Origin of the sequence: Cellulomonas hominis (genome assembly GCF_901521055.1) — a bacterium.
Lineage (GTDB): Bacteria > Actinomycetota > Actinomycetes > Actinomycetales > Cellulomonadaceae > Cellulomonas > Cellulomonas endometrii.
Genome location: NZ_CABEGA010000084.1, coordinates 23547 through 50311, shown reverse-complemented (window position 1 = coordinate 50311; position 26765 = coordinate 23547). Strand labels below are relative to the sequence as shown.

Sequence of the window (26765 nt, the reverse complement as noted above, 5' to 3'; positions counted from 1 at the left end):
CCACCGCTGCGCCCCTGACCCGAGCCGCCGCCGGAGCCGCCGCCCTGCCAGCCGCCCTGGCCGCCGGCCTGGCCGCCGCTGCGCCCCTGGCCCGAGCCGCCGCCGGGACCGCCGCCCTGCCAGCCGCCCTGGCCGGGGCCGCCGCGCCGCTCACCGGCGACCCGGCCCCCCGGCGCGCCGGAGCGACCTGCGCCGCCCGCACCGCCCGAGCGACCCGCGCCGCCCGCACCGCCGGAGCGACCCGCGCCCCCCGCGCCACCGGCGCCCGGCCGACCACCCGACGGGCGGCCCGCGCCGCCACCGCCGGGGCGTCCGCCGGCACCCGGCCGGCCGGATCCTCCGGACCGGCCCGCCGCACCGCCACCGGCTCCGCGCGCGCCGCCTCCGCCGCCCGCTCCGCCACGGCCCCGGCCGCCCTGTCCTGCTGCACTCATCACACGTCTCCTGTCGTACCGTCGGCCCCGTCCAGGCCCTCGAACGCATCGATGTCGGGCAGGTACGGGGCGAGCGGGGGCAGCTCCTCGAGGTCCGTGAGGCCCATCCGCTCCAAGAAGTATCCCGTGGTCCGGTACAGGACCGCACCAGTGGTCGGATCCGTCCCCGCCTCGGCGACCAGCCCGCGCGCCGTCAGCGTCCGCACGACGCCGTCGACGTTGACCCCGCGGACCCCCGAGACCTGCCCGCGCGTGACCGGCTGACGGTAGGCGATGACGGCCAGGGTCTCCAGCGCCGCCTGCGTCAGCCGGGCGGACTGCCCGTCGAGCACGAACCGCCCTACCACCTGGTGGTACACCGGCGCGGAGTAGATCCGCCAGCCGTCGCCGACCTGCCGCAGCTCGAACCCGCGGGCCCGGCCGCCGTGCTCCCCGCGGTACTCGGCGGCGAGCGTCGCCAGCAGCCCCTCGACGTCCGGCGTCGGCAGCCCCAGCACGGTCGCGAGCCGGACGGCCGGGACCGGCTCGTCGGCGACCATGAGCACGGCCTCCAGCGCGGCGAGCGCGCCGCCGGGCAGGTCCTCGACGTCCGGCACGGGCTCGTCGGGGCGCGGCGCCTCGCCGGCGCGGGCAGGCTCGGCGCCCGGCTCGCGCTCGGCGTCCGGCGCGGTCGCCTCCGCCCGCATCTCGTCCACCGCGGTCGCGTCCTCGGTCATGCGTCCGTCCCCTCGTCCGGTCCCCCGGTGCCCGCGTCGCCGGTGTCGGCGGCCGGCCCGTCGTCGCCCTCGTCGAAGTCCGTCGTCACCGCCACGTCCCCCTCGCCCGTCGCCGTCCACCGGACGGTCAGCTCGCCGAGGGGCGTCACCTGCTCGAACCCGACGGCGCCCTCCCGGAACAGCTCGAGCAGCGCCAGGAACCGCGCGACGACGACGAGCGTGGAGCCGGCGTCCGCGGTGAGCGCGCGGAACGTGGTGGCCCCGCCGTGCCGCAGGCGGTCGGCCAGCAGCGCCGCCTGGTCCCGGACGCTCACGGCCGGCGCGTGCAGGTGGCTGATGTCGACACCCGGCGGCGGGGGCGGCGGCGCGAGCGCCTTCGCGGCCAGCGCGGCGAGCTCCGCGGGCCCGATCTTCCACACGAGCTCCGGCAGCATCGCGGCGAGGTGCGGCTCCAGCTGCACGGTGCGTGGGTACCGCTTGCCCTGCTCGGTGAGGCGCGCGCCGATGTCCGCGGCGACGACCTTGTACGCCCGGTACTGCAGCAGCCGCGCGAACAGCAGGTCCCGGGCCTCCAGCAGCTCGAGGTCCTCGGCGTCCTCGACGTCCCCCGCGGGCAGCAGCCGCGCGGCCTTGAGGTCGAGCAACGTCGCCGCCACGAGCAGGAACTCGCTCGCCTGCCCGAGGTCCCAGGTGCGCCCGCCGCCCGGCACGGACCGCTCGGCGGCCCGGATGTAGGCGATGAACTCGTCCGTCACGGCGGCCAGTGCCACCTCGGTGATGTCGAGCTTGTGCTTGGAGATCAGCCCCAGCAGCAGGTCGAACGGCCCGGAGAAGTTCTCCAGGTGCACCTCGAAGGCGCTGGAGCCGACCGGCGCGGCGGGCTGCTCGGCTGGTGCGGCGGGGGCCGCCGGCGCGGCCGTGTCAGGCGGCGTCGCCACGGGCGACGAGCTCCCGGGCCAGCTGCCGGTACGCGTGCGCCCCGGCGTGCGTCGGCGCGTAGGTCGTGATCGGCTCGGCGGCCACCGAGGCGTCGGGGAACTTCACGGTCCGGCCGATGACGGTGTGCAGCAGGGTGTCGCCGAACGCCTCGTACACGCGGGCCACGACCTCGCGGGCGTGCAGCGTGCGCGGGTCGTACATGGTCGCGAGGATGCCGTCGACCTCGAGGCGCGGGTTGAGCCGGTCGCGGACCTTCTCGATGGTCTCGACCAGGAGGGCGACGCCGCGCAGCGCGAAGAACTCGCACTCCAACGGGATGAGCACGCCGTGCGCGGCGGTCAGGGCGTTCACCGTCAGCAGGCCCAGGGACGGCTGGCAGTCGACGAGCACCACGTCGTAGTCGTCCAGCACCGGCCGCAGCACGCGGGACAGGATCGACTCGCGGGCGACCTCGCTGACCAGCTGCACCTCGGCGGCGGACAGGTCGATGTTCGCCGGGAGCAGGTCGACGCCGGGGGTCGACGTCGGCAGGATCAGGTCGGCGATCTGCACGTGCCGGTCGACCAGCAGGTCGTACACGGTCCGGTCGAGCTCGTGCGGGTTCGCGCCCATGCCGACGGACGCGGCGCCCTGCGGGTCGAAGTCGACGACGAGCACCCGCCGGCCGTACTCCGCGAGGGCGGCTGCCAGGTTGATGGTCGTCGTGGTCTTGCCGACGCCGCCCTTCTGGTTGCACATCGCGATCACGCGGGCGGGGCCGTGCGCGGCGAGGGGGGCGGGGACGGGGAAGTCGGGCAGTGCCCTGCCCACCGGGTCGAGAACGGTCTCGGTCGTCTCCTCGCGTGCCACCCGCACAACTTACCGGAGCGCGACCCGGGTCAGCGGCTCCCCGCGCCGGTGGCGGCGCGCTGCGTCGCGGTTCCGGTGGCGCTCCCCCGCCTGGCGCGCGGGTGGCTCGTCGCGTACACCTCGCGCAGGGTGTCGGGCGTCACCTTCGTGTAGATCTGCGTCGTGGTGACGGACGCGTGCCCCAGCAGCTCCTGCACGACGCGGACGTCCGCCCCGCCGGCCAGCAGGTGGGTGGCGAACGAGTGCCGGAGGGTGTGCGGCGAGACGTGCGCGGCGCCGTCGAGGCCCGCCCGCTCCGCCGCGGTGCGCAGGACCGCCCACGCGCTCTGCCGGGACAGCCGGGCGCCGCGGGTGTTGAGGAACACGGCACCGCCGCTGCGGCTCATCTGCCCGGACGCGGCCAGCGCCGGGCGCGCGCGCACCAGGTAGGCCTCCACGGCCTCGACGGCGTAGGCGCCGACCGGGACGACCCGCTCCTTGCTGCCCTTGCCGAACAGCCGGACGGAGGCGCGCCCCTCGGTGAGGTCCAGGTCGTCGACGTCGAGCCCGACCGCCTCGGAGATCCGCGCGCCCGTCGAGTACACGAGCTCCAGCAGCGCCCGGTCGCGCAGCGGCACCGGCCCGTCGCCGAGCGACGCGGCCTCCAGGAGCCGCTCGACGTCGTGCGTCGAGATGGCCTTGGGCAGCCGCTGGGGCTGCTGCGGGGGGCGCACCGCGCGGGCCGGGTCGGCGGCGCTCAGGCCCTCCAGCACGCAGAACCGGTGCCAGCCGCGGACGGCGACCACCGCGCGGGCGGCCGACGACGCGGACAGCACGGCCCGGCCGTCGGCGCCGGTCCGCACCGCGGTGAGGAAGTCCTCCACGTCCGCCTCGGCGACGTCGGCCACCGCCGACCGGCCGCTGCGCTCCAGGTGCTCGACGTAGCGCGTGAGGTCGCGGCGGTACGCGCCGAGGGTGTTGACGGAGAGCCCGCGCTCGACCGTCAGGTGCGCGAGGTAGCCGTCGAGGGCGGCGCGCAGGGCGGGAGCGACGGGCACGGCGGGCGCCTCGGGGCTCGCGGGGCCGTCCGCCATGCCGCCGACCTCCCCGGTTCCTCCTGCGTCAGAACGGGAGGAACACGTCGACCGCCACCGCGACCGACAGCAGCGACAGGTACGTGATCGACCCGTGGAACACCGACATCGCGCGCAGCTTGCCGCGGGACGGGTCCTGGGCGCGACGGTACAGGCCGATGCACGACCAGAGGAACCACACGCCGAGCACCGTCGCGACGACCGCGTACACCCAGGTCATCCCCGCGACGGGCACGAGCAGGAGCGAGCAGGCGATCATCGCCAGCGTGTAGGCGATCATCTCCTTCGCGACCTTCGACTCGGCGGCGACGACCGGCAGCATCGGCACCCCGGCGGCGGCGTAGTCCTTGCGGAACTTCATCGACAGCGGCCAGTAGTGCGGCGGCGTCCAGAAGAAGATGACCCCGAACAGCAGCACCGCCGCCCAGGAGACCCCGCCGGTCACCGACGACCAGCCGATGAGGACCGGCATGCAGCCCGCCGCGCCGCCCCACACGATGTTCTGCGGCGTGCGCCGCTTGAGGATCATCGTGTAGCCGACGACGTAGATGAGGATCGCGGCCCCGGTCAGCAGCGAGGACGCCACGTTGACCACCAGCGCCAACCAGGCGAGCGAGGCGACGCCGAGCAGCAGACCGAACAGCAGCGCGGCCCGCGGCGTGATCTCCCCGGTGACCAGCGGCCGGCGCTTGGTCCGGTTCATCACCTGGTCGATGTCGCGGTCGAGGTAGCAGTTGAGGACGTTCGCCGACCCGGCCGCGGCAGCGCCGCCGACCAGCGTGGCGAGCACGAGGCCCACCGACGGGAAGCCGCCGTGCGCGAGGATCATCGTCGGCAGCGTGGTGACCAGCAGGAGCTCGATGACGCGCGGCTTGGTCAGCGCGACGTAGGCACCGACGCGGCGGCGCAGGGTGCGGCCCTGCGCGGCGTCGCCGGGACGGGCCTGGGGTCGGGAGGAGGCACCGGCGGGAGCCGCTGGGCTCATCGTGCGCACGCTCCGGTCCTCCGCCCGTCGTCGTCCCGCGCGGACCGAGGCCCCGCGGATCATCTGAGCCATCGTACGTGCCTTTCACGGGCAGAGGGCGCTCCGCAGCGCCTGGGACCTCGGTCCCAGGGGTGTGACGTCCGTCGCCCCGTGGCGCGTCGGCCTGTGGACCGACCGGCACAGCCCCAGCAGCGGGTCTACGCTCGAAGAGCACGCTCGGCTCTGCTTCTTCGGGGGCCGGGCGTGAGCGGCGCCCGGCCCCCCGACCGGGCACCCGTCCGTCGACGTCCCGGTCCGTGGCCGGGGCGGGAGTGAGGTGGAAGAACGATGACTGAGGGCACCACGCCGCTCGACCAGGTGGCCGACGCGGGCGTCGCGGTCTGGCTGGACGACCTGTCCCGGGAGCGCCTGCGCACCGGGAACCTGAAGGACCTCGTGGCCCAGCGCCGCGTGGTCGGCGTCACGACCAACCCGACGATCTTCGCGAGCGCGCTGGCGAAGGGCGAGTCGTACGACGAGCAGCTCAAGCAGCTCGCCGCCCAGGGCACCGACGTCGACGGGGCGGTCTTCGCGATCACCACCGACGACGTCCGGGAGGCCGCCGACGTGCTCCGGCCCGTCTACGACGCGACCGACGGCGTGGACGGCCGCGTGTCGATCGAGGTCGACCCGCGCCTGGCGCACGACACCCAGGGCACCGTGGACTCGGCCCGCGCGCTGTGGTCGACGGTCGACCGCCCGAACCTCTTCATCAAGATCCCCGCGACGCGCGAGGGCCTGTCCGCGATCACGCAGGTGCTCGCCGACGGCATCAGCGTCAACGTCACGCTGATCTTCTCGCTCGAGCGCTACCGCCTGGTGCTCGACGCGTTCGTCGAGGGCCTCGAGCGGGCGAAGGCCAACGGCCACGACCTCGCGCCGATCGCCTCCGTGGCGTCCTTCTTCGTGTCGCGCGTCGACGCCGCGATCGACCCCCGGCTCGACGCGATCGGCTCCCCCGAGGCCGCCGAGCTGCGCGGCAAGGCCGCCATCGCGAACGCCCGCCTCGCCTACGGCGTCTACGAGGAGGTCGTCGCCGGCGAGCGCTGGCAGGCCCTCGCGGCGGCCGGCGCGAAGCCGCAGCGTCCGCTCTGGGCGTCCACCGGCGTGAAGGACAAGGCGTACCCCGACACCCGCTACGTCGACGAGCTCGTCGTCGCCGGAGTCGTCAACACCATGCCCGAGGCGACCCTGCAGGCGGTGGCCGACCACGGCCAGTTCCGCGGCGACACGGTCACGGGCACGCAGGCCGAGGCGCAGCAGGTCATCGACGGCCTGGCGGCGCTCGGCATCGAGATCGACGAGGTCACCGACCAGCTCGAGCGCGAGGGCGTCGAGAAGTTCGAGGCCAGCTGGACCGAGCTGCTCGACACCGTCACCGGCGGCCTGGACCAGGTGACCGAGTGAGGCCCGCGAAGGTCACCGCGGAGCACAACCCCCTCCGCGACCCGCGCGACCGCCGGCTCCCCCGCATCGCCGGGCCCTCGGGCCTCGTGATCTTCGGGGTGACCGGCGACCTCGCCCGCAAGAAGCTCATGCCCGCGGTGTACGACCTCACCAACCGCGGCCTGCTGCCCCCCGGCTTCGCGCTCACCGGGTTCGCCCGGCGCGACTGGGAGGACCAGGACTTCGCGCAGATCGTGCACGACTCCGTCAAGGAGCACGCGCGCACGCCGTTCCGCGAGGCCACGTGGCGCCAGCTGTCGGAGGGCATCCGGTTCGTCCAGGGCACCTTCGACGACGACGACGCGTTCGACCGCCTGCGCCAGACCGTCGAGGACCTCGACGTCTCCCGCGGCACGGGCGGCAACCACGCGTTCTACCTGTCGGTGCCGCCGAGCGCGTTCCCGGTCGTGTGCAAGCAACTCGCCCGCTCCGGCCTGTCCGAGTCCGTCGAGGACGCCTGGCGCCGCGTGGTGATCGAGAAGCCGTTCGGGCACGACCTGCAGTCGGCGCGCGAGCTCAACGAGGTCGTGTCCTCGGTGTTCCACCCGGACGACGTCTTCCGCATCGACCACTACCTCGGCAAGGAGACGGTGCAGAACCTGCTGGCGCTGCGCTTCGCGAACCAGCTGTTCGAGCCGATCTGGAACGCCAACTACGTCGACCACGTGCAGATCACGATGGCCGAGGACATCGGCGTCGGCGGCCGCGCCGGGTACTACGACGGCATCGGCGCGGCGCGCGACGTCATCCAGAACCACCTGCTCCAGCTGCTCGCCCTCACGGCGATGGAGGAGCCGGTCACGTTCGACGCGCACGACCTCACCGCCGAGAAGATCAAGGTCCTCTCGGCCGTGCGCGTGCCGAAGGACATCGGCAAGCACACCGCCCGCGGGCAGTACGCCGCGGGGTGGCAGGGCGGCGAGCGCGTCGTCGGGTACCTGGACGAGGGCGGCTTCGACCCGAACTCGACCACCGAGACCTTCGCCGCCATCCGCGTGGACGTGGACACCCGCCGCTGGGCCGGCGTCCCGTTCTACCTCCGGACCGGCAAGCGCCTCGGCCGCCGCGTCACCGAGATCGCCGTCGTGTTCAAGAAGGCGCCGCACCTGCCCTTCGAGTCCACCGCGACGGAGGAGCTCGGCAAGAACGCGCTCGTCATCCGCGTCCAGCCGGACGAGGGCGTCACGCTGCGGTTCGGCGCCAAGGTGCCGGGCACCGCCATGGAGGTCCGCGACGTCACGATGGACTTCGGCTACGGCCACGCCTTCACCGAGTCGTCCCCCGAGGCCTACGAGCGCCTGATCCTCGACGTCCTGCTGGGCGACCCGCCGCTGTTCCCGCGGCACGAGGAGGTCGAGCTCTCCTGGAAGATCCTCGACCCCATCACGTCCTACTGGGCGAGCAAGGGCAAGCCCGAGCCGTACCGGGCGGGGACCTGGGGGCCGGAGTCGGCCGACCGCATGATGGAGCGCGACGGACGAGCCTGGAGGCGACCGTGATCATCGACCTGCCGAAGACCACCACGCGGGACATCAACAAGCGGCTGGTCCAGGAGCGCGACGAGGGCGGCGCGGTCGCCCTCGGGCGCGTGCTGACGCTCATCATCGACGTCGGCGCCCACGACCCCGAGGACGCCATCGAGGCGGCGAACGACGCGAGCCGCGAGCACCCGTGCCGCGTCATCGTGCTCACCGAGGAGGGCCCCGGCGCCGACTCCGAGCTCGACGCGCAGATCCGCCTCGGCGGGGACGCCGGCGCCTCCGAGGTCGTGCTCCTGCACCCGTCGGCCGCGCAGGCCCGGCACCTGGACACCCTGGTGCTCCCCCTGCTGCTGCCCGACGCGCCGATCGTCGCGTGGTGGCCGTACGACGTGCCGGCCGACCCGTCCCAGCACCCGCTGGGCCAGCTCGCGCGCCGCCGGATCACCGACAGCACCGAGGCGACCAGCCCGTCGAAGGCCCTGCACCAGCTCGCGACCACCTACTCCGACGGCGACACCGACCTCGCGTGGACCCGGACGACGCTGTGGCGCGGCCTCATCGCCGCGACCCTGGACCAGCCGCCGTTCGAGCCGGTGCAGCGCGCGGTCGTGTCCGGCGAGAGCACGCACCCGTCGGTCGACCTCATGGCCGCCTGGCTCGGGCTCGCGCTGAACTGCCCGGTCGACATCGAGCGGCAGGCCGACGCCCCGGCGATCACGCAGGTGCGGCTCGACCGCAAGTCCGGCTCGATCGTGCTCGACCGCCCGGACGGCAAGACCGCCGCCCTGCGCCAGCCGGACCAGCCGGAGCACCGGATCGCCCTGCCGATCCGCCAGCTGCGCGAGTGCCTGGCCGAGGAGCTCCGCCGGCTCGACGCCGACGAGGTCTACGGCGAGGTCATCCGCAAGGGCCTGACGAAGGTCGGCGCGTGACCGGCGCCCCGCGCACCGTCCTGGTGCACCCGGACGCGACGGTCCTCGCCGAGGCCACGGCCGCGCGGCTCATCACCCGGCTGGTCGACCTGCAGTCGGCCGCCGCGCCCGTGCACGTGGTGCTCACCGGCGGCACGGTGGGCATCCGCACGCTCGCCGCCGTCGCCGCGTCGCCGGCGTGCGCGGCGGTGGACTGGACCGGCGTGCACCTCTGGTGGGGCGACGAGCGGTTCCTCCCGGACGGGGACCCCGACCGGAACGAGACGCAGGCGCGCGATGCCCTGATCTCCGCGCTGGGCGACGCGCTCCCCGCCGCGAACGTGCACCCGGTGCGGCCGCTCGACGCCGCCGCGGGGGTCGCGACCCCGGAGGACTCGGCCGCTGCCTACGCCGCCGAGCTCGCCGCGTTCGCCCCCGAGGGCGCGGACGTGCCGACGTTCGACGTCCTCATGCTCGGCATGGGACCCGACGGGCACGTGGCGTCGCTGTTCCCCGGGCACGAGGCCGTCGGCACCACCGGCGTCCCGACCGTCGGCGTGCACGGCTCCCCCAAGCCGCCGCCGGAGCGGGTGTCGCTGACGTTCGAGGCGATCCGCGCGGCCCGCGAGGTGTGGGTCGTCGCGGCGGGCACCGAGAAGTCCGGGGCGGTCGCGTCAGCCCTCGCCGACTCCCCCGTCGAGCAGACCCCCGCGGCGGGTGCGCACGGCACCGAGGCGACGCTGTGGCTCGTCGACGCCGCCGCGGTCGCCCAGGTCGGCGCCGACCCCGGCGCGTCCTGACGACACCCCGCCCGCACTCCCGAAGGGCCCCGCAGCCACCCGGCCGCGGGGCCCTTCGCACGTCCCGGGTCGGCCCGCGCCGCGACATCCCGGGTGCCAACCGGGGCGCAGTGGAGCGTTCGGCCCGACACGCCCGGCGGGTCCCGGCCGAACGCTCCACTCCGCGCCCCCGCACCCCAGGGACGCCGAAGGGCCCCGCAGCTCGCGCTGCGGGGCCCTTCCGGGGTCGTACGGGGGTGCTGCGAGCGTCAGCGGAGCCGGCCGCCGCGGCGGGCGCGGAGCGCGGCCAGCGCCTCGTCCAGGATCGCCTCGCCGTCCTCGGCGGAGCGGCGCTCCTTCACGTAGGCCAGGTGCGTCTTGTACGGCTCGTTCCGGACGGGGGACGGGGGGTTCGCCTGGTCCTGGCCGGCCGGGAAGCCGCAGCGCGGGCAGTCCCACAGCTCGGGGGCCTCGAGGGCGGCCTCCTCGGCGAAGCTCGGCCGGGTCTCGTGGCCGTTGGAGCACCAGTAGGAGATCCACACCCGCGGGGCGGCGTCGCCCCGCTCGGCCTCGCCCATCGGGCCCGCACCGACGCGGGATCCCCGGATCGCACTTCCGCTCGCCATGTCGCCGACTCCCTCAGCTGACGCGCTCGACGAGGCCGAGCAGGATGATGACGACCGCCCACACCAGGGCGACGCCCACGGTGATGCGGTTCAGGTTGCGCTCGGCCACGCCGGAGCTGCCGGCGCTGCTGGTGATGCCACCGCCGAACATGTCCGAGAGCCCACCGCCCTTGCCCTTGTGCAGCAGGACGAGGGGGACGAGCAGCAGGCTCGCGACCACCAGGACGACCTGGAGGGCGATGGTGAGGGCTGTCACGACGGTGTCTGACTCTCTTGGCTTCGGGGGCCCGGCCCGGGGTGGGTCGGGGTCATCAGGTGGATCGCGGTCCAGGGTAGGCGACGCCGCGCCGTGGAATCCAGCACGACAGGCCGGTCGGGGGCGTGCGGGTGACGCAGGTGCGGGTGCGGGCGGCGGTCGGTGACCGTCACCCGCACCCGCAGCCTGGGTGCCTCAGGCGCCCGCGTGCTCCTGGAAGCGCGCGATCTTCGCGAACTCCTCGGCGTCCAGCGACGCGCCGCCGACGAGCGCGCCGTCGACGTCGGGCTTGCCGATGATCTGCGCGGCGTTGCCGGACTTCACGGAGCCGCCGTACAGGACGCGGACCGCGTCGGCGACCTCGGCCGAGTACAGCTCGGCGAGCTTGCCGCGGACGGCCTCGCAGACCTCCTGCGCGTCCTCGGGGGTCGCGACCTCGCCGGTGCCGATGGCCCAGACGGGCTCGTAGGCGATGACGACGGACTTCGCCTGCTCCGGGGTGACGCCCGCGAGCGAGCCCTCGAGCTGCGCCAGCGTGTAGGCGACGTGCTCGCCGGCCTTGCGGACCTCGAGGCCCTCGCCGACGCACACGATCGGGACGATGCCCGCACCGAACGCCGCGACGGCCTTCGCAGCGACGACCGCGTCGGACTCGGCGTGGTACTCGCGGCGCTCGGAGTGGCCGACGGCCACGTAGGTGACGCCGAGCTTCGCGAGCTGCGCGGCGGACACCTCACCGGTGTACGCGCCGGACGCGTGCTGCGACACGTCCTGGGCGCCGTAGCCGATCTCGAGCTTGTCGGCGTCGACCAGGGTCTGCACGGAGCGCAGGTTGGTGAACGACGGCAGGACGACGACCTCGGCGGACGAGAAGTCGTGCTTCGCGTCCTTCAGGGTCCAGGCGAGCTTCTGCACCAGGTGCACGGCCTCGTGGTGGTCGAGGTTGAGCTTCCAGTTGCCCGCGATGAGGGGGGTACGTGCCATGGGTCAGGCCTCCAGGACCGCGATGCCGGGGAGGGTCTTGCCCTCGAGGAGCTCCAGCGACGCGCCGCCGCCGGTCGAGATGTGGCCGAAGCCGGCCTCGTCGAAGCCGAGCCGGCGCACGGCCGCGGCGGAGTCGCCACCGCCGACGATCGAGAAGCCGTCGGTGTCGACGAGCGCCTGCGCGACGGCCTTCGTGCCGGCCGCGAACGCGTCGAACTCGAAGACGCCCATCGGGCCGTTCCACGCGATGGTCTTCGCGCCGAGGATCGCCTCGCGGAACAGCTCGCCCGACCTCGGGCCGATGTCCAGGCCCATCTTGCCGGCGGGGATCTTGTCGGCGTCGACGGTCTCGTGCGGGGCGTCGGCGGCGAAGCCGTCGGCCGCGACGACGTCGACGGGAAGGACGATCTCGACGCCGGACTCCTGCGCCTGCGCGAGGTAGCCCTTCACCGTCTCGACCTGGTCCTCCTCGAGCAGCGACGCGCCGACCTCGTGGCCCTGGGCCTTGAGGAAGGTGAACATCATGCCGCCGCCGATGAGCAGCTTGTCGGCCTTGGTCAGCAGGTTCGCGATGACGCCGAGCTTGTCGGAGACCTTCGAGCCGCCGAGCACGACCACGTAGGGGCGCTCCGGGTCCTCGACGGCCTTGCGCAGCGCCTCGACCTCGGCGAGCACCAGGGTGCCGGCCGCGTGCGGCAGGCGCAGGGCCACGTCGTAGACGGACGCCTGCTTGCGGTGCACGACGCCGAAGCCGTCGGAGACGAACGCGTCGGCCAGCTGGGCCAGCTCGTCGGCGAGCTCGCCGCGCACGGCGTCGTCCTTGGACGTCTCGCGGGCGTCGAACCGGATGTTCTCGAGCAGGGCGATCTGACCGTCCTGCAGCGCCGCGACGGTGGCCTGGGCGGACTCGCCGACGACGTCCTGCGCCAGCGTGACGTCCTGGCCGAGCAGCTCGCCCAGGCGGGCGGCGACGGGCGCCAGGGAGTACTTCGGGTCGGGCTCGCCCTTCGGGCGTCCGAGGTGCGCGGTCACGACCACCCGGGCGCCGGCGTCGAGCAGGCGCTTGAGGGTCGGCAGCGCGGCGCGGATGCGGCCGTCGTCGGTGATCGTCGTGCCGTCCAGCGGCACGTTGAAGTCGGAACGGACGAGCACGCGCTTGCCGCGCAGGTCGCCGAGGTCCTCGATGGTCTTCATGCTCTCCTACCTTGCTCCGTCGGGCCGACCGGGAGGTGGCCCTGGCTCTACATGGCAGCGTCCGCGGGCGCCGGGGTCGAGACCGACCCCGGCGCACGCGGACGCATGACCGTCGCTAGCGAGCGGTGGGCGTCAGAGACGCTCGCCGACGTAGCTGGTGAGGGCGACGAGGGAGTTCGAGTAGCCCCACTCGTTGTCGTACCAGGAGACGACCTTCACCAGGTCGCCCGACACCTTGGTGAGCTTCGAGTCGAAGATGCTCTGGTGCGGGTCGGTGACGATGTCCGAGGACACGATCTCGTCCTCGACGTAGGACAGCACGCCCTTGAGCGGGCCCTCGGCGGCGGCCTTCACCGCGGCGTTGACCTCGTCCACGGTGACCTCGCGGGAGGCGGTGAAGGTGAGGTCGGTGGCCGAGCCGGTGATGGTCGGGACGCGGAGCGCGTAGCCGTCCAGCTTGCCCTTGAGCTCCGGCAGCACGAGCGAGACGGCCTTGGCCGCACCGGTCGAGGTCGGGACGATGTTCTGCGCGGCGGCGCGGGCGCGACGCAGGTCGCGGTGCGGGCCGTCCTGCAGGTTCTGGTCACCCGTGTAGGCGTGGATCGTGGTCATGAGGCCACGCTCGATGCCGATCGAGTCGTTCAGCGCCTTGGCCAGCGGGGCGAGGCAGTTCGTGGTGCACGACGCGTTCGAGATGATGTGCTGCGTCGCCGGGTCGTACTGCTCGTGGTTCACGCCGACGACGAAGGTGCCGTCCTCGTTCTTCGCCGGGGCGGAGATGATGACCTTCTTGGCGCCGGCCTCGATGTGGGCCTTGGCCTTGGTCGCGTCGGTGAAGAAGCCCGTGGACTCGATGACGATGTCCGCACCGAGCTCGGCCCAGGGGAGGTTGGCCGGGTCGCGCTCGGCGAGGGCGCGGATGTTCTTGCCGTCGACGATGATGTTCTCGTCGTCGAAGCCGACGCTCAGCGGGAAGCGGCCCAGCACGGTGTCGTACTTGAGCAGGTGCGCGAGCGTCTTGTTGTCCGTCAGGTCGTTGACGCCGACGATCTCGATGTCGGCGCCCGACGCCACGATGGCCCGGTAGAAGTTGCGCCCGATGCGGCCGAAGCCGTTGATGCCGACCTTGATGGTCACTTGCCCTCCTCGGCACGCGCCGGCAGGGGCCGGCACACACTGTTGCGGTGATGGACTGCGCACGCCGCTGTGCGCTCCCGGAAACGCCGTGGTCACACGATCTTGACCCGCAGGTGATCTCCGGATGGCACAGAGCCTATACCCGCGCGACCGGTGCCGCAGGGACCTAGGTCTGCCTGCCGGCGGCGTCGCGGGTGGTGCGCGGCCCGGTTTCACCCGGTGCCGCGCGGGTGCGCCGCCCGGTCGCTACAGGTCGAGCAGGTCCGGGCTCAGGCCCGCCTCGGTGTCCGGGACGCCCAGGTCGGCCGCGCGCTTGTCGGCGGTCGCCAGCAGCCGGCGGATCCGGCCCGCGACCGCGTCCTTGGTCAGCACGGGGTCGGCCATCTTGCCGAGCTCCTCGAGCGACGCCTCCTTGTGCGCGAGCCGCAGCTCGCCGGCCTCGCGCAGGTGCTCCGGCACGTCGGCACCCAGGATCTCGAACGCGCGCTCCACACGGGCTCCCGCGGCGACCGCGGCCCGGGCCGAGCGGCGCAGGTTCGCGTCGTCGAAGTTGGCGAGGCGGTTCGCGGTGCCGCGGACCTCGCGGCGCACCCGGCGCTCCTCCCAGACGAGCAGCGTGTCGTGCGCGCCGAGCCGGGCCAGCATGGCGGCGATCGCGTCGCCGTCGCGGATGACCACGCGGTCGATGCCGCGCACCTCACGCGCCTTCGCCGGGATCTGCAGCCGGCGGGCGGCGCCGACGAGCGCGAGCGCGGCCTCCGGGCCGGGGCACGTCACCTCGAGGGCGGACGACCGGCCCGGCTCGGTCAGCGAGCCGTGCGCCAGGAACGCCCCGCGCCAGGCGGCCTCGGCCTCCTGCGCGCCGGCGGCGACGATCTGCGGCGGCAGGCCCCGCACCGGGCGCCCGCGGTTGTCGAGGAGGCCCGTCTGGCGTGCCAGCGACTCGCCGTCCTTCACCACGCGGACGACGTACCGGTTGCCGCGCCGCAGCCCGCCCCCGGACACGACGATCACGTCGGAGGCGTGCCCGTAGACCTCGGCGATGGCGGTCCGGAGCCGGCGCGCGGCCGCCCCGGTGTCGAGCTCGGCCTCGATGACGATGCGCCCCGAGATGATGTGCAGGCCGCCCGCGAACCGGAGGGTCGCCGACACCTCCGCCTTCCGGCACGACGTCTTGTCGACCTGGAGCCGCGCAAGCTCGTCCTTCACCTGTGCCGTCAGAGCCATGCCGTCATCCTGCCATCCCGCGCGGGACGCGAGGCCCGCCCGGGCTGCCGTCGGCTCCCCCGGCGCCGCCGACGTCGCCGAGGTACCCGTCCACCACGTCGCTGATCGCGGCGGCGAGCCGGAGCGCGTCGTGCCGGGGCGTGCCGTCGCCGCGGCGCACCTGCCGCAGCAGCAGCCGGCCGCCCGCGCCCTGGGTGCGCTCCACGAGCTCGTCGACGTCGTCCACGGACCCCGGGTCGGCGATCACGGCGTCCAGGCGCAGGTCGGGCGCGTGCTGGCGGAGGGCGTCGAGGTGCTCGCACGGGCCCATGCCGGCCGTCTCGGCGTCCGGGCTGAGGTTCAGCACGACGATCCGCCGCGCGGTGGTGCGGTGCAGCGCGTCGGCGAGCTCCGGCACCAGCAGGTGCGGGATCACGGAGGTGTACCAGGAGCCCGGACCGAGGACGACCCAGTCCGCCTCGAGCACCGCGGCCACCGCCTCGGGCAGGGCGGGCGGGCGCTCGGGCACCAGGCGGACCTGGTCGATCCGCCCGCGGGCGACCGCCACGTGGCTCTGCCCCCGCACGAGCTCGGCGGTCCCGTCGGGTCGCACCACGTCGGCCTCGATGGCCAGCGGGACGGCGGCCATCGGGAGCACCCGGCCGCGGGCGCCGAGCAGCCGCCCGACCCAGTCCAGGCCGTCCACGGTGTCGCCGAGCAGCTCCCACAGCGCCACGATCAGCAGGTTGCCGACCGCGTGCTGGTCGAGGTCGCCGCTGGACGTGAACCGGTGCTGCAGCACGTCGCGCCACGTGCGGCCCCAGTCGGAGTCGTCGCACAGCGCCGACAGCGCCATCCGCAGGTCACCGGGCGGGAGGACGTCGAGCTCGTCCCGCAGGCGCCCCGAGGAGCCGCCGTCGTCGGCCACGGTGACGACAGCCGTCAGCCGGTCCGTCACCCGGCGCAGCGCGGACAGCGTCCCGGACAGGCCGTGCCCGCCGCCGAGCGCGACGAACGCGGGCTGCCCGTCACGGACAGGACTCACCAGGTCATTCCTTGCCGAGGTCGCGCGCCGCCACGGTCACGCGCTGGCCGCGGGCGCGCAGGCGCTCCGCGATGGCCTCGCTGATGGCGACGGACCGGTGCTTGCCGCCGGTGCAGCCCACGGCGACGGTGACGTACCGCTTCTCCTCCGCGAGGTACCCCGCGAGCACCGGCTCGAGGGCGTCGACGTACCGGTCGACGAACTGCAGGGCGCCCGGCAGGCCGAGCACGTAGTCCCGCACGGGGGCGTCGCGGCCGGACATGTGCCGCAGCTCGGTGATCCAGTACGGGTTCGCGAGGAACCGCACGTCCACCACGTGGTCCGCGTCGAGCGGGATGCCGTACTTGAAGCCGAACGAGATGACGTTGACCCGCAGGGCGTCCTCCTGCTCGGAGGTCGACACCGCCGCGCGGACGATCCGGCCGAGCTCGTGCACGTTCGTCTCCGAGGAGTCGATCAGCACGTCCGCCCGCTCCCGGATGTCGGACAGCAGGGTCCGCTCGGCGGCGATCCCGTCGAGGATCCGGCCCTCGCCCTGCAGCGGGTGCGGGCGGCGGACCTGCTCGTAGCGGCGGACCAGCACCTCGTCCGACGCGTCGAGGAACAGGATGCGGTAGTCGACGCCGGACTCGCGCAGCTGGGCGAGGACGGCGAGCAGGTCGGCGAAGAACTCCCGGCCGCGCACGTCCACGACCGCCGCGAGCCGCAGGTCGGCGCTCGGGGGGCCCCCGTGCGTGAGCATCCCCACCAGGTGGGTGAGCATCTGGGCGGGCAGGTTGTCGACGACGTACCAGCCCATGTCCTCCAGGACGGCGCCCGCGCGGGTACGGCCGGCGCCGGACATGCCGGTGATGATCAGGACGTGCGGCTGCTGGAGGTGGGGAGCCGCGGTGGCGGCCTCGATCGCCGGGATGCCGGTCGGCACCGTGATCGGCGAGATCTCGTCGCTCATGAGCCCAGCATGCCAGCCGTGCCGGGGGCGGGCTGCGCGGGCTCCGGGGACGGCGCGGCGTCCGGGGACGGCGCGGCGTCCGGGGACGGCGCGGCGTCCGGGGACGGCGCGGCGAGGGCGGCGACGACCGCGGCGGCGGTGCGCGCCCCCATGCCGGGCACCGACGCGATCTCCTCGGCCGAGGCCGCCCTGAGCCGCTTGAGCGAGCCGAAGTGCTTGAGCAGCGCCGCGGACCGCGCCGGGCCGAGGCCGGGCACGGAGTCGAGGGCCGAGACGGTCATGCCCTTGCTGCGCTTCTTGCGGTGCGCGGTGATCGCGAACCGGTGCGCCTCGTCGCGGACGCGCTGCAGCAGGTACAGCCCCTCGGACGACCGCTGGAGGATCACCGGGTAGTCCTCCCCCGGCAGCCACACCTCCTCCAGCCGCTTCGCGAGGCCGCAGAGCGCCACGTCGTCGATGCCGAGCTCCGCCAGCGCGGCGGCCGCGGCGGCCACCTGGGGCGGGCCGCCGTCGACCACGACCAGGTTCGGCGGGTACGCGAACCGCTGCGGGCGCCCGGTGGTCTCGTCGATGGGTCCCGACCGCAGGGGGCCGGCGTCCGCGTCCGCCAGCGCCTCGGCGACCTGGTCCTCCCCCAGCCCGAGCTCCAGGTCACCGGCCTGCTCCCGCTCCGCGAGGTAGCGGCGGAACCGGCGGGTGATCACCTCGTGCATGGCGGCGGTGTCGTCGCGCGCGCCGGTGCCCTCCGGGCCGCGGATGCCGAACGTCCGGTACTCGCTCTTGCGGGGCAGCCCGTCCTCGAACACCACCATCGACGCGACCTGGTACGTCCCCTGGTTGTGCGAGACGTCGTAGCACTCGATGCGCAGCGGCGCCGTCTCCAGCGCGAGCGCCTCCTGGATCTCCCGCAGCGCCTGGCTGCGGGTCGTGAGGTCCCCGGCACGGCGGGTGCGGTGCAGCGCGAGGGCGTGCTCCGCGTTCTTCCGGACCGTCTCCGCGAGCTCGTGCTTGGCGCCGCGCTGCGCGACGCGGACCTGCACGCGGCTACCCCGCAGGCCGGAGAGCCACGCCTCGACCTGCTCGAGGTCCGGGGGCAGCACCGGGACGAGCACCTCGCGCGGGACCGCGCCGGCGGTGGCACCCGCGGCCGCGTCACCGCCCGGGGTGTCCCCGTAGACCTGCTGGAGCAGGTGCTCGACCAGGTCGGCGTCGGTGAGCGCCTCGACCTTCTCGACCACCCAGCCGCGCTGACCGCGGATGCGGCCGCCGCGGACGTGGAACACCTGCACGGCGGCCTCGAGCTCGTCGCCGGCCAGGGCGAAGATGTCGGCGTCCGTGCCGTCCGCGAGGACGACCGCGTTCTTCTCGGTCGCCCGCTGCAGCGCCGCGATGTCGTCGCGCAGCCGGGCGGCGCGCTCGAAGTCCAGCTCGTTCGACGCCTCCTGCATGCGCGCCGTCAGCCGCTTGGTGAACCGGGCGGTGTCACCGGCCATGAAGTCGGCGAACTCCTCCGCGAGGACGTGGTGGTCCTCCTGGGAGATCTTCCCGACGCAGGGCGCCGAGCACTTGTCGATGTACCCGAGCAGGCACGGCCGGCCCTGCTGCCGGGCGCGCTTGAACACCCCAGCGGAGCAGGTGCGCACCGGGAACACCCGCAGCAGCAGGTCGACCGTCTCCCGGATCGCCCAGGCGTGCGCGTACGGGCCGAAGTACCGGGTGCCGGGACGCTTCGCGCCGCGCATCACCTGCACGCGCGGGTACTGGTCCGCCAGGGTGACCGCGAGGTACGGGTAGGACTTGTCGTCCCGGTACTTCACGTTGAACCGCGGGTCGAACTCCTTGATCCAGGAGTACTCCAGCGCCAGCGCCTCGACCTCGGTGCCGACGACGGTCCACTGCACCGAGGCCGCCGTCGTGACCATCGTCTGCGTGCGGGGGTGCAGGTTCGCGACGTCCTGGAAGTACGAGCTCAGGCGCTGGCGCAGGCTCTTCGCCTTGCCGACGTAGATGACCCGGCCGTGCTCGTCGCGGAACCGGTACACCCCGGGTGAGTCCGGGATCTCCCCCGGCGCGGGGCGGTAGGTCGCGGGATCAGCCATATGGGACAGCCTAATTCGACCCGCCGACAGATCCTGCGCGGGACCGGCCCCGGCGGGAGGCACCCGGGCGCCTACCCTGAGGCATGAGCCTCCTGCACACGTACGCCGCCGACGTCGTGTGGACGGGCGCGGGCGCGTCCGGGACGACCGGCTACACGTCCTACGGTCGCGAGCACGAGGTGCAGGTCGCGGGCAAGCCGACGATCCTCGGGTCCGCGGACCCGGCGTTCCGGGGCGACCCGACGCGGCACAACCCGGAGGAGCTGCTCGTCGCCGCGCTCGCCGAGTGCCACATGCTCTGGTTCCTGCACTTCGCCGCGACGTCCGGCGTGGTCGTCGTCGGGTACAGCGACCGGGCCACCGGGACCATGCGGGTCGAGGCGGCGGGGCACGGGCAGTTCACCGAGGTGATCCTGCGTCCGCTCGTGACCGTGCGGCCGGGCGGCGCCGTCGCGGCGGCCGGCGACGACGCGTCCGGGCTGGACGCCCAGCTGGCCGACCTGCACCACCGGGCGCACGAGCACTGCTACATCAGCCGGTCGGTGAGCTTCCCGGTGCTGACCGAGCCGGCGCCCGCGGTGCTGGAGGCCGCGGACGCCGACCCGGTCCCGGGCTGACCGGGTCGCCGGGCTGAGCCGGTCGAGCCGCGTCAGGCGCTGACGGGCTCGCGCTTGTCGTCGAGCACCTCGGCCAGGAACGTCCCGGTGTGGCTGCCCTCGACCCGCGCGACCTGCTCGGGCGTGCCCTGGGCGACGACCGTGCCGCCGCCCGAACCGCCCTCGGGGCCCATGTCGATGACCCAGTCGGCGTTCTTGATCACGTCGAGGTTGTGCTCGATCACGATCACGGTGTTGCCCTTGTCGACCAGGCCCTGCAGGACGCCCAGCAGCTTGCGGATGTCCTCGAAGTGCAGGCCGGTGGTCGGCTCGTCCAGGACGTACGCGGTGCGGCCCGTGGACCGGCGCTGCAGCTCGGTGGCGAGCTTCACGCGCTGCGCCTCGCCGCCGGACAGCGTGGGGGCGGGCTGGCCGAGCCGCACGTAGCCGAGCCCGACGTCGACGAGGGTGCGCAGGTGCCGGCTGATCGCGGGGACCGCGGCGAAGAACTCCGCGGCCTCCTCGATCGGCATGTCGAGCACCTCGGCGACCGTCTTGCCCTTGAAGTGCACCTCGAGCGTCTCGCGGTTGTACCGGGCGCCGTGGCAGACCTCGCAGGGGACGTAGACGTCCGGCAGGAAGTTCATCTCGATCTTCAGCGTGCCGTCGCCCGAGCACGCCTCGCAGCGGCCGCCCTTGACGTTGAACGAGAACCGGCCGGCGGTGTACCCGCGGACCTTCGCCTCGGTGGTCTCGGCGAACAGCTTGCGGATCCGGTCCCACACGCCGGTGTACGTCGCCGGGTTCGAGCGCGGGGTGCGGCCGATCGGGCCCTGGTCGACGTGCACGACCTTGTCGAGCTGGTCGAGCCCGGTGACCCGCTTGTGCCGGCCCGCGACGCGGCGGGCGCCGTTGAGCTCGTTGGCCATCACCGTGTAGAGGATCGAGTTCACCAGCGTGGACTTCCCGGAGCCCGAGACGCCGGTCACCGCCGTGAGCGTGCCCAGGGGGAACGACACGTCGACCCCCTGCAGGTTGTGCTCGCGGGCGCCGACGACCGTGACCTGACGCTTCTTGTCGACCTTGCGGCGCTGCGCGGGCATCGGGATGGTCCGGCGGCCGGACAGGTACGCACCGGTCACCGACTCGCGCGACGCCAGCAGGCCCTCCAGGTCGCCCGAGTGCACCACGCGGCCGCCGTGCTCGCCCGCGCCGGGGCCGACGTCGACGATCCAGTCGGCCGTCCGGATGGTGTCCTCGTCGTGCTCGACGACGATGAGGGTGTTGCCGAGGTCCCGCAGGCGGGTCAGCGTGTCGATCAGGCGGCGGTTGTCGCGCTGGTGCAGGCCGATGCTCGGCTCGTCCAGCACGTACAGCACGCCGACCAGGCCGGAGCCGATCTGCGTGGCGAGCCGGATGCGCTGCGCCTCGCCGCCGGACAGCGTGCCCGCGGGCCGCATGAGCGAGAGGTAGTCGAGGCCGACGTCCAGCAGGAAGCCGAGGCGGGCCTGGATCTCCTTGAGCACCTGCTCGGCGATCTGCCGCTCGCGGACCCCGAGCTCCAGGGAGTCGAGGAAGTCGCGCGCCTCGCGGATCGGCAGGGCGCACACGTCGGCGATGGACTTCCCGCCGACGAGCACCGCCAGCACCTCGGGCTTGAGGCGCGTGCCGTCGCACACGGGGCACGGCGTCTCCCGCATGAACGCCTCGTACTTCTCCTTGCTCCACTCCGACTCGGTCTCGCCGTGCCGGCGCTCCAGGAACGTGACGACGCCCTCGAAGCCGGTGGAGTACTGCCGCTCGCGGCCCCAGCGGTTCTTGTACTTGACGTGCACCTTGTGGTTCTCGCCGTAGAGCACCGCCTTGCGGGCGCGCTCGGGCAGTGCCCGCCACGGCTGGTCCATCGAGAAGCCGAGGTCCGAGGCGAGCGCGTCGAGCACCCGCTCGAAGTACTCCGAGGAGATCTGCGCCCACGGAGCGATCGCGCCCTCGCGCAGCGACAGGTCCTCGTCCGGGACGACGAGGTCCGGGTCGACCTCCAGCCGGGAGCCGAGGCCGGTGCACTCCGGGCACGCGCCGTACGGGGCGTTGAACGAGAACGTGCGCGGCTCGATCTCCTCCAGCGTGAGCTGGTGGTCGTTCGGGCACGCGCGGTTCTCGGAGAACCGCCGCTCCCGCTCCGGGTCGTCCGGGTCGGCGTCGACCATCTCGACGACGAGCAGGCCGCCGGCCAGGCCGAGGGCGGTCTCCACGGAGTCGGTCAGCCGGCGCTGCACGCCCTCTCGCGCGACCAGGCGGTCGACGACGACCTCGATGTCGTGCTTGAGCTTCTTCTCCAGCGCCGGCGGCTCGGCGAGCTGGACGACCTCGCCGTCCACCCGGGCACGGGCGAAGCCCTTGGCCTGGAGCTCCTTGAACAGGTCGGCGTACTCGCCCTTGCGGCCGCGGATCACCGGCGCGAGCACCTGGTACCGCGTGCCGTCGGGGAGCTCGAGCAGCCGGTCGACGATCTGCTGCGGGGTCTGCGCCGTCACGCGCTCGCCGCACACCGGGCAGTGCTGGGTGCCGGCGCGCGCGAACAGCAGGCGCAGGTAGTCGTAGACCTCGGTGATGGTGCCGACCGTCGACCGCGGGTTCCGGTTGGTCGACTTCTGGTCGATCGAGACCGCCGGGGACAGGCCCTCGATGAAGTCGACGTCGGGCTTGTCCATCTGCCCGAGGAACTGCCGGGCGTACGCCGAGAGCGACTCGACGTACCGCCGCTGCCCCTCCGCGAAGATGGTGTCGAAGGCCAGCGAGGACTTCCCCGAGCCGGACAGCCCCGTGAACACGATGAGCCGGTCACGCGGGAGATCCAGGTCGACGTTGCGCAGGTTGTGCTCGCGGGCCCCCTGGACCACCAGTCGATCATTCACGCGCGCCATGCTACGGCGCAGCACCGACACACGCACATGTGTTCGAACGGTGCGCACCGCTCGGGCGGCGCGTCCGTGCTGCTCGGACGCATGATGAGGCCATGTCCGACCCGCGCCCCACCGCCTCCTCCGTGACGCAGCCCACGGCGGCGGCGCCGGCGTCACCGACCCCGATCGGCGACTACGCCGTCCTCGGCGACGGTCGGACAGCCGCGCTCGTCTCACGGGCCGGCTCGGTCGACTGGCTCTGCGCCCCGCGGTTCGACTCCCCCGCGTGCTTCGCCGCCCTGCTCGGCGGCCCCGAGCACGGCCGGTGGCTGCTCACCGTCCCCGACGCGACCCGGGTCACGCGCCGGTACCTCGGCGACTCCTTCGTGCTCGAGACCACCTTCGAGTCCCCGACGGGCACGGCGGTCATGCTCGACGCCATGCCGCTCGGGGACGGGCGCTGCGACGTCGTCCGCCGGATCACCGCGACCGCCGGGACGGTCGACGTCCGGCACGAGTGGGTCGTGCGGTTCGGCTACGGCAAGGTCGAGCCCTGGGTGCACCGCGTGACCGACCCGGACGGCGCCGAGGTGATCCAGGCGGTCGCCGGACCGGACAGCCTGGTGCTGCGCGGCGAGCGGCTGCCGCGACCGCGGGGCCGGGGCGAGCGCCGCGCGCACGTCGACGAGTTCCCGCTCGCGGCCGGGGAGTCCGTCGAGGTGTCGTCGACGTGGGTGCCGTCCTGGCTCCCGGTCCCGCGCGCCCCGCGCCTGGAGCACCGCATCGAGGCCACGGAGCACCGGTGGGGACGCTGGGCGCAGGCCTGCCGGTACACCGGCGCCTACCGGGACGCCGTCGTGCGGTCGCTGCTCGTGCTGCGCCTGCTGAGCGACTCCGAGACCGGCGGGATCGTCGCCGCGGTGACCACGTCGCTGCCCGAGGACTTCGGCGGCGAGCGGAACTGGGACTACCGGTTCTGCTGGCTGCGGGACGCGGCGATGACCCTGGAGGCGCTGCTCGAGCACGGCTACCGGGAGGAGGCCCAGGCGTGGCGGCAGTGGCTGCTGCGCGCCGTGGCGGGCGACCCGGCCGACGTCCAGATCATGTACGCGGTGGACGGCAGCCGGGAGCTGCCGGAGCGGACCCTCGACCACCTGCCCGGGTACGCGGGCTCCCGGCCGGTGCGTGTCGGGAACGCCGCGGTCGGGCAGGTGCAGAACGACGTGCTCGGCGAGGTGATGTGCGCCCTGCACCTCGCCCGGTCCGTGGGCGTCGCCGAGAGCACCGACTCGTGGTCGCTCCAGGTGCACCTGGTCGACCACCTGTGCCGGACGTGGCGGCAGCCCGACAGCGGCATCTGGGAGGTCCGCGGCGAGCCCCGGCACTTCACGCACTCGAAGGTGATGGCGTGGGCCGCGCTCGACCGTGCCGTGCGCGCCGTCGAGGACCACGGTCTGCCCGGCCCCGTCGGGCGCTGGCGGCAGGAGCGCGACGCCGTGCACGCCGACGTGCTCGCGCACGGCTGGGACGCCGGCCGGGGCACGTTCGTGCAGTACTACGGCGCCACGCACACCGACGCGTCGCTGCTGCAGCTCGTGCAGGTGGGCTTCCTGCCCCCGGGCGACCCGCGGCTGGCCGGCACGATCGCCGCCGTGCGCGCCGAGCTCGAGGTGGCTCCCGGGCTCCTGCACCGGTACCGCCCCGAGCGCACCGACGACGGCGTGCGCGGCGGGGAGCACGCGTTCCTCGCGTGCTCCGGCTGGCTCGCCGACGCGCTCGCCCGGCAGGGGGACGTCGCGGGGGCGGCGGCCGTGCTCGACGTGCTGACGGGGGTGCTGACGGACGTCGGCCTGCTCGCCGAGCAGCACGACCCCGCGACCGGGCGGATGGCGGGGAACCTGCCGCAGGCGCTGTCGCACCTCGCGCTCGTGCGGGCGGTGCACAGCCACGAGGAGGCCGTGGCCCGGGCGGGGACCCCCGAGCCCACCGCCGAGACGGTGGGCCGCCCGTGACCGCGGCGGACGAGCTCGTGCTCGACGACCTCGTCCTGCGGACCGTCTGCGTGGGCCCGATGGAGAACCAGGCGTACCTCCTCACCTGCCGGCGGACCGGCGCGCAGCTGCTGGTCGACGCCGCTGCCGAGCCCGACCGCCTGCTCGAGCTCGTCCGCACGGGATCGCCCGGGCGGCTCGACCTGGTCGTCACCACGCACCGGCACGCCGACCACCTCGGCGCGCTGGCGGCGATGCTCGCGGCCACCGGGGCGCCGCACGCCGCGGGTGCGGCGGACGCGCACGCGGTGGCGGCGGCCGCCGGGACGACGACGCCGCGCGCCCTGCGGCACGGGGACGTCCTGGCCGTGGGCGACCTCCGGCTCGAGGTGATCGCCCTGCGCGGGCACACGCCCGGCGCGATCGCCCTCGCCTACCGGGAGCCCGGCGTCTCGCGGCACGAGGGGGCCGTCGCCGGTCGCGTCCACCTGCTCACCGGCGACTCGCTGTTCCCGGGCGGGCCGGGCCGGACCACGAGCCCGGCGGACTTCACCTCGCTGATGGACGACCTGGAGCAGCGGGTGTTCGCGCGGTTCGGCGACGACACGTGCGTGCACCCCGGGCACGGGCGCGGCACGACGCTCGGCGCGGAGCGGCCCTCGCTGGGCGTGTGGCGGTCGCGCGGCTGGTGACCGTGCGGCGGCAGTCCGATCCCGCCGCGTTCGACGGAACTTCCGGACGCGTTCGTCCTGGTCTCCCCCGGTTCTGCCATAGTGGCGCACAGCATCATCACAAGGAACGAGGGGATATCCATGTCCAACGACGGCACCTCCACGCCGGAACCGGGCAAGCAGCCCGACAGCAGCGGCTGGCCCAGCCCCGGTACGGGCGCCGAACCGCCGGCCGCGCCGGCCCCGTCCGGCTACGAGGCGACGTCCGGCGCCGGCGAGACGCCCGGTCACGCCGACCCGACGCAGGCGTACCCCGCCGCCGACCCCACGCAGGCCTACCCGGCCGCCGACCCGACGCAGGCGTACCCCGCGGCCAGCCCCACGCAGGCGTACCCCGCCGCGGGCGGCTACCCCCAGCCGGGCTACCCGCAGGCGCCGTACCCGCAGGGCTCGTCCGCGCAGGGTCCGTCCGCACCGGGCGGTGAGCAGCAGGGCGGCTACCCCCAGGCTGGCTACCCGCAGGGCGGTTATCCCCAGTCCGGTTCCCCGCAGGGCGACCAGCAGCAGGGCGGCTACCCCGGCGGCGGTTATCCCGGTGGCGGCTACCCGGGGGCCCCGTCCCCGTACTCCCCCGGCCAGTACCCCGGCCCCCCGCAGGGCGCCAGCACCGACGGCGTGTCGATCGCCGCCCTGGTCACCGGCATCTTCGGCCTGGGCGTCATCCCGATCGTCCTCGGCGTGATCGGCCTGCGCCGCACCAAGCAGAAGGGCACCCAGGGCAAGGGCCTCGCGATCGCGGGCATCGTCCTCGGCTCGCTCGCGATCCTCGCGTCGATCGCCATCGGTGTCGCGATCTTCCTCGGCATCTCGGCGCACAACGAGCGCATGGACGACCTGCGCTCCGACTGCGAGTCCGGCGAGATGGCGGCGTGCGACGACCTCTACCAGGAGTCGACCCCCGGCTCCGACGACGAGGACTTCGGCTGGACCTGCGGCGACCGCACCGAGGGCGGCGCGGGCTGCACGGCGATCGACCCGACGCGGTTCACCTACGGCGACGACGAGGCGCTCGACGCCCTGTGGGACGCCTGCGAGTCGGGTGACGCGGCCGCGTGCGACGAGCTCTACAGCTCCGCCCCCTCGGGGTCCGACTACGAGGAGTTCGGCGCGACCTGCGGCGGGCTGACCGACGGAACCGAGTTCTGCGACACCGCCGAGGAGGCCGTGCCCGAGGAGGAGACCACCTCCGGTGCGCAGACCTACGGCGACGACCCGGCGCTCGACGCCCTGTGGGACGCCTGCGAGGCCGGCAGCGGCACCGCGTGCGACGACCTGTACTGGGAGTCGGAGTCCGGCTCCGCGTACGAGGAGTTCGGGACCACCTGCGGCAACCGCGTCGAGTTCGCGGCCAGCTGCGCCACGGAGATCGGCGGCTGACGCAGCCGCTCCCCGC

General features: G+C 74.1%; 23 protein-coding genes. 8 read left to right on the top strand and 15 right to left on the bottom strand.

The features are described 5' to 3' along the window. Nucleotides 1–433: 433 nt before the first annotated feature. From scpB to KJP73_RS17925, 5 genes are read right to left on the bottom strand one after another with little or no spacing between them, the layout of a single operon-like run. The gene (gene scpB / locus KJP73_RS17945; protein WP_249669517.1) at nucleotides 434–1150 is read right to left on the bottom strand and encodes an SMC-Scp complex subunit ScpB; all 717 of its coding nucleotides are present in this window, start codon (nucleotides 1148–1150) and stop codon (nucleotides 434–436) included. Next, on the bottom strand, nucleotides 1147–2088 hold the full coding sequence (locus KJP73_RS17940; RefSeq protein ID WP_213284242.1) for a segregation and condensation protein A: 942 nt from the start codon (nucleotides 2086–2088) through the stop codon (nucleotides 1147–1149). The genes scpB and KJP73_RS17940 overlap by 4 nt, the downstream gene beginning before the upstream one ends. After that, nucleotides 2072–2938 (bottom strand): ParA family protein, encoded by an 867-nt coding sequence (locus KJP73_RS17935; RefSeq protein WP_213284241.1) that lies wholly within the window; start codon nucleotides 2936–2938, stop codon nucleotides 2072–2074. Before KJP73_RS17935 ends, KJP73_RS17940 begins: the two co-directional genes overlap by 17 nt. Nucleotides 2939–2967: 29 nt before the next feature. Further along, entirely contained in the window at nucleotides 2968–4011 is a 1044-nt protein-coding gene (xerD, locus tag KJP73_RS17930) for a site-specific tyrosine recombinase XerD (protein ID WP_213284240.1), read from the bottom strand. A 28-nt stretch (nucleotides 4012–4039) separates the two neighbouring features. Beyond that, on the bottom strand, nucleotides 4040–4996 hold the full coding sequence (locus KJP73_RS17925) for a heme o synthase (protein WP_213284239.1): 957 nt from the start codon (nucleotides 4994–4996) through the stop codon (nucleotides 4040–4042). A gap of 327 nt (nucleotides 4997–5323) precedes the next feature. Here KJP73_RS17925 and tal point away from each other — a divergent pair, with 327 nt between their 5' ends. The 4 genes from tal to pgl are packed head-to-tail and all read left to right on the top strand — an operon-like array spanning nucleotide 5324 to nucleotide 9673. Next, complete coding sequence (gene tal / locus KJP73_RS17920) at nucleotides 5324–6442, top strand: transaldolase (protein ID WP_213284238.1); 1119 nt, start codon at nucleotides 5324–5326, stop codon at nucleotides 6440–6442. Continuing rightward, entirely contained in the window at nucleotides 6439–7980 is a 1542-nt protein-coding gene (gene zwf, locus KJP73_RS17915) for a glucose-6-phosphate dehydrogenase (RefSeq protein ID WP_213284237.1), read from the top strand. The genes tal and zwf overlap by 4 nt, the downstream gene beginning before the upstream one ends. After that, the gene (locus KJP73_RS17910) at nucleotides 7977–8894 is read left to right on the top strand and encodes a glucose-6-phosphate dehydrogenase assembly protein OpcA (protein WP_213284236.1); all 918 of its coding nucleotides are present in this window, start codon (nucleotides 7977–7979) and stop codon (nucleotides 8892–8894) included. The genes zwf and KJP73_RS17910 overlap by 4 nt, the downstream gene beginning before the upstream one ends. Further along, entirely contained in the window at nucleotides 8891–9673 is a 783-nt protein-coding gene (gene pgl, locus KJP73_RS17905; protein WP_213284235.1) for a 6-phosphogluconolactonase, read from the top strand. The genes KJP73_RS17910 and pgl overlap by 4 nt, the downstream gene beginning before the upstream one ends. Nucleotides 9674–9921: 248 nt before the next feature. On the opposite strand, the gene KJP73_RS17900 is transcribed toward pgl, so the two are convergent. The 9 genes from KJP73_RS17900 to uvrC all read right to left on the bottom strand — a co-directional run bounded on the left by KJP73_RS17900 (nucleotide 9922) and on the right by uvrC (nucleotide 19151). Further along, nucleotides 9922–10278 (bottom strand): RNA polymerase-binding protein RbpA, encoded by a 357-nt coding sequence (locus KJP73_RS17900; RefSeq protein WP_213284234.1) that lies wholly within the window; start codon nucleotides 10276–10278, stop codon nucleotides 9922–9924. Between the two features lie 13 nt (nucleotides 10279–10291). Continuing rightward, a complete protein-coding gene (secG, locus tag KJP73_RS17895) occupies nucleotides 10292–10534 on the bottom strand; it encodes a preprotein translocase subunit SecG (protein WP_213284233.1) in 243 nt (80 codons plus the stop codon). A 195-nt stretch (nucleotides 10535–10729) separates the two neighbouring features. Further along, entirely contained in the window at nucleotides 10730–11518 is a 789-nt protein-coding gene (tpiA, locus tag KJP73_RS17890; RefSeq protein WP_213284232.1) for a triose-phosphate isomerase, read from the bottom strand. A 3-nt stretch (nucleotides 11519–11521) separates the two neighbouring features. After that, nucleotides 11522–12712: a phosphoglycerate kinase gene (locus KJP73_RS17885; protein ID WP_213284231.1), complete on the bottom strand. Its 1191-nt coding sequence runs from the start codon at nucleotides 12710–12712 to the stop codon at nucleotides 11522–11524. 132 nt (nucleotides 12713–12844) lie between these two features. Further along, nucleotides 12845–13849 (bottom strand): type I glyceraldehyde-3-phosphate dehydrogenase, encoded by a 1005-nt coding sequence (gene gap, locus KJP73_RS17880; protein WP_213284230.1) that lies wholly within the window; start codon nucleotides 13847–13849, stop codon nucleotides 12845–12847. A gap of 246 nt (nucleotides 13850–14095) precedes the next feature. After that, nucleotides 14096–15076: a DNA-binding protein WhiA gene (gene whiA / locus KJP73_RS17875; RefSeq protein ID WP_213284229.1), complete on the bottom strand. Its 981-nt coding sequence runs from the start codon at nucleotides 15074–15076 to the stop codon at nucleotides 14096–14098. Nucleotides 15077–15080: 4 nt separating this feature from the next. Continuing rightward, nucleotides 15081–16100 (bottom strand): gluconeogenesis factor YvcK family protein, encoded by a 1020-nt coding sequence (locus tag KJP73_RS17870; protein ID WP_249669516.1) that lies wholly within the window; start codon nucleotides 16098–16100, stop codon nucleotides 15081–15083. A 4-nt stretch (nucleotides 16101–16104) separates the two neighbouring features. Next, a complete protein-coding gene (gene rapZ, locus KJP73_RS17865; RefSeq protein ID WP_213284228.1) occupies nucleotides 16105–17052 on the bottom strand; it encodes an RNase adapter RapZ in 948 nt (315 codons plus the stop codon). Beyond that, nucleotides 17049–19151: an excinuclease ABC subunit UvrC gene (gene uvrC / locus KJP73_RS17860; RefSeq protein WP_213284227.1), complete on the bottom strand. Its 2103-nt coding sequence runs from the start codon at nucleotides 19149–19151 to the stop codon at nucleotides 17049–17051. Before uvrC ends, rapZ begins: the two co-directional genes overlap by 4 nt. Nucleotides 19152–19234: 83 nt before the next feature. Here uvrC and KJP73_RS17855 point away from each other — a divergent pair, with 83 nt between their 5' ends. Further along, on the top strand, nucleotides 19235–19768 hold the full coding sequence (locus KJP73_RS17855; RefSeq protein ID WP_213284226.1) for an OsmC family protein: 534 nt from the start codon (nucleotides 19235–19237) through the stop codon (nucleotides 19766–19768). A gap of 32 nt (nucleotides 19769–19800) precedes the next feature. On the opposite strand, the gene uvrA is transcribed toward KJP73_RS17855, so the two are convergent. Then, entirely contained in the window at nucleotides 19801–22671 is a 2871-nt protein-coding gene (gene uvrA, locus KJP73_RS17850; protein WP_249669525.1) for an excinuclease ABC subunit UvrA, read from the bottom strand. A 92-nt stretch (nucleotides 22672–22763) separates the two neighbouring features. Here uvrA and KJP73_RS17845 point away from each other — a divergent pair, with 92 nt between their 5' ends. The 3 genes from KJP73_RS17845 (at nucleotide 22764) to KJP73_RS17835 (ending at nucleotide 26749) form a co-directional block, all read left to right on the top strand. Next, on the top strand, nucleotides 22764–24662 hold the full coding sequence (locus KJP73_RS17845) for a glycoside hydrolase family 15 protein (RefSeq protein WP_213284224.1): 1899 nt from the start codon (nucleotides 22764–22766) through the stop codon (nucleotides 24660–24662). Next, complete coding sequence (locus KJP73_RS17840; RefSeq protein WP_249669515.1) at nucleotides 24659–25333, top strand: MBL fold metallo-hydrolase; 675 nt, start codon at nucleotides 24659–24661, stop codon at nucleotides 25331–25333. Before KJP73_RS17845 ends, KJP73_RS17840 begins: the two co-directional genes overlap by 4 nt. A gap of 120 nt (nucleotides 25334–25453) precedes the next feature. Continuing rightward, complete coding sequence (locus KJP73_RS17835; RefSeq protein ID WP_213284223.1) at nucleotides 25454–26749, top strand: DUF4190 domain-containing protein; 1296 nt, start codon at nucleotides 25454–25456, stop codon at nucleotides 26747–26749. Nucleotides 26750–26765: the final 16 nt, after the last annotated feature.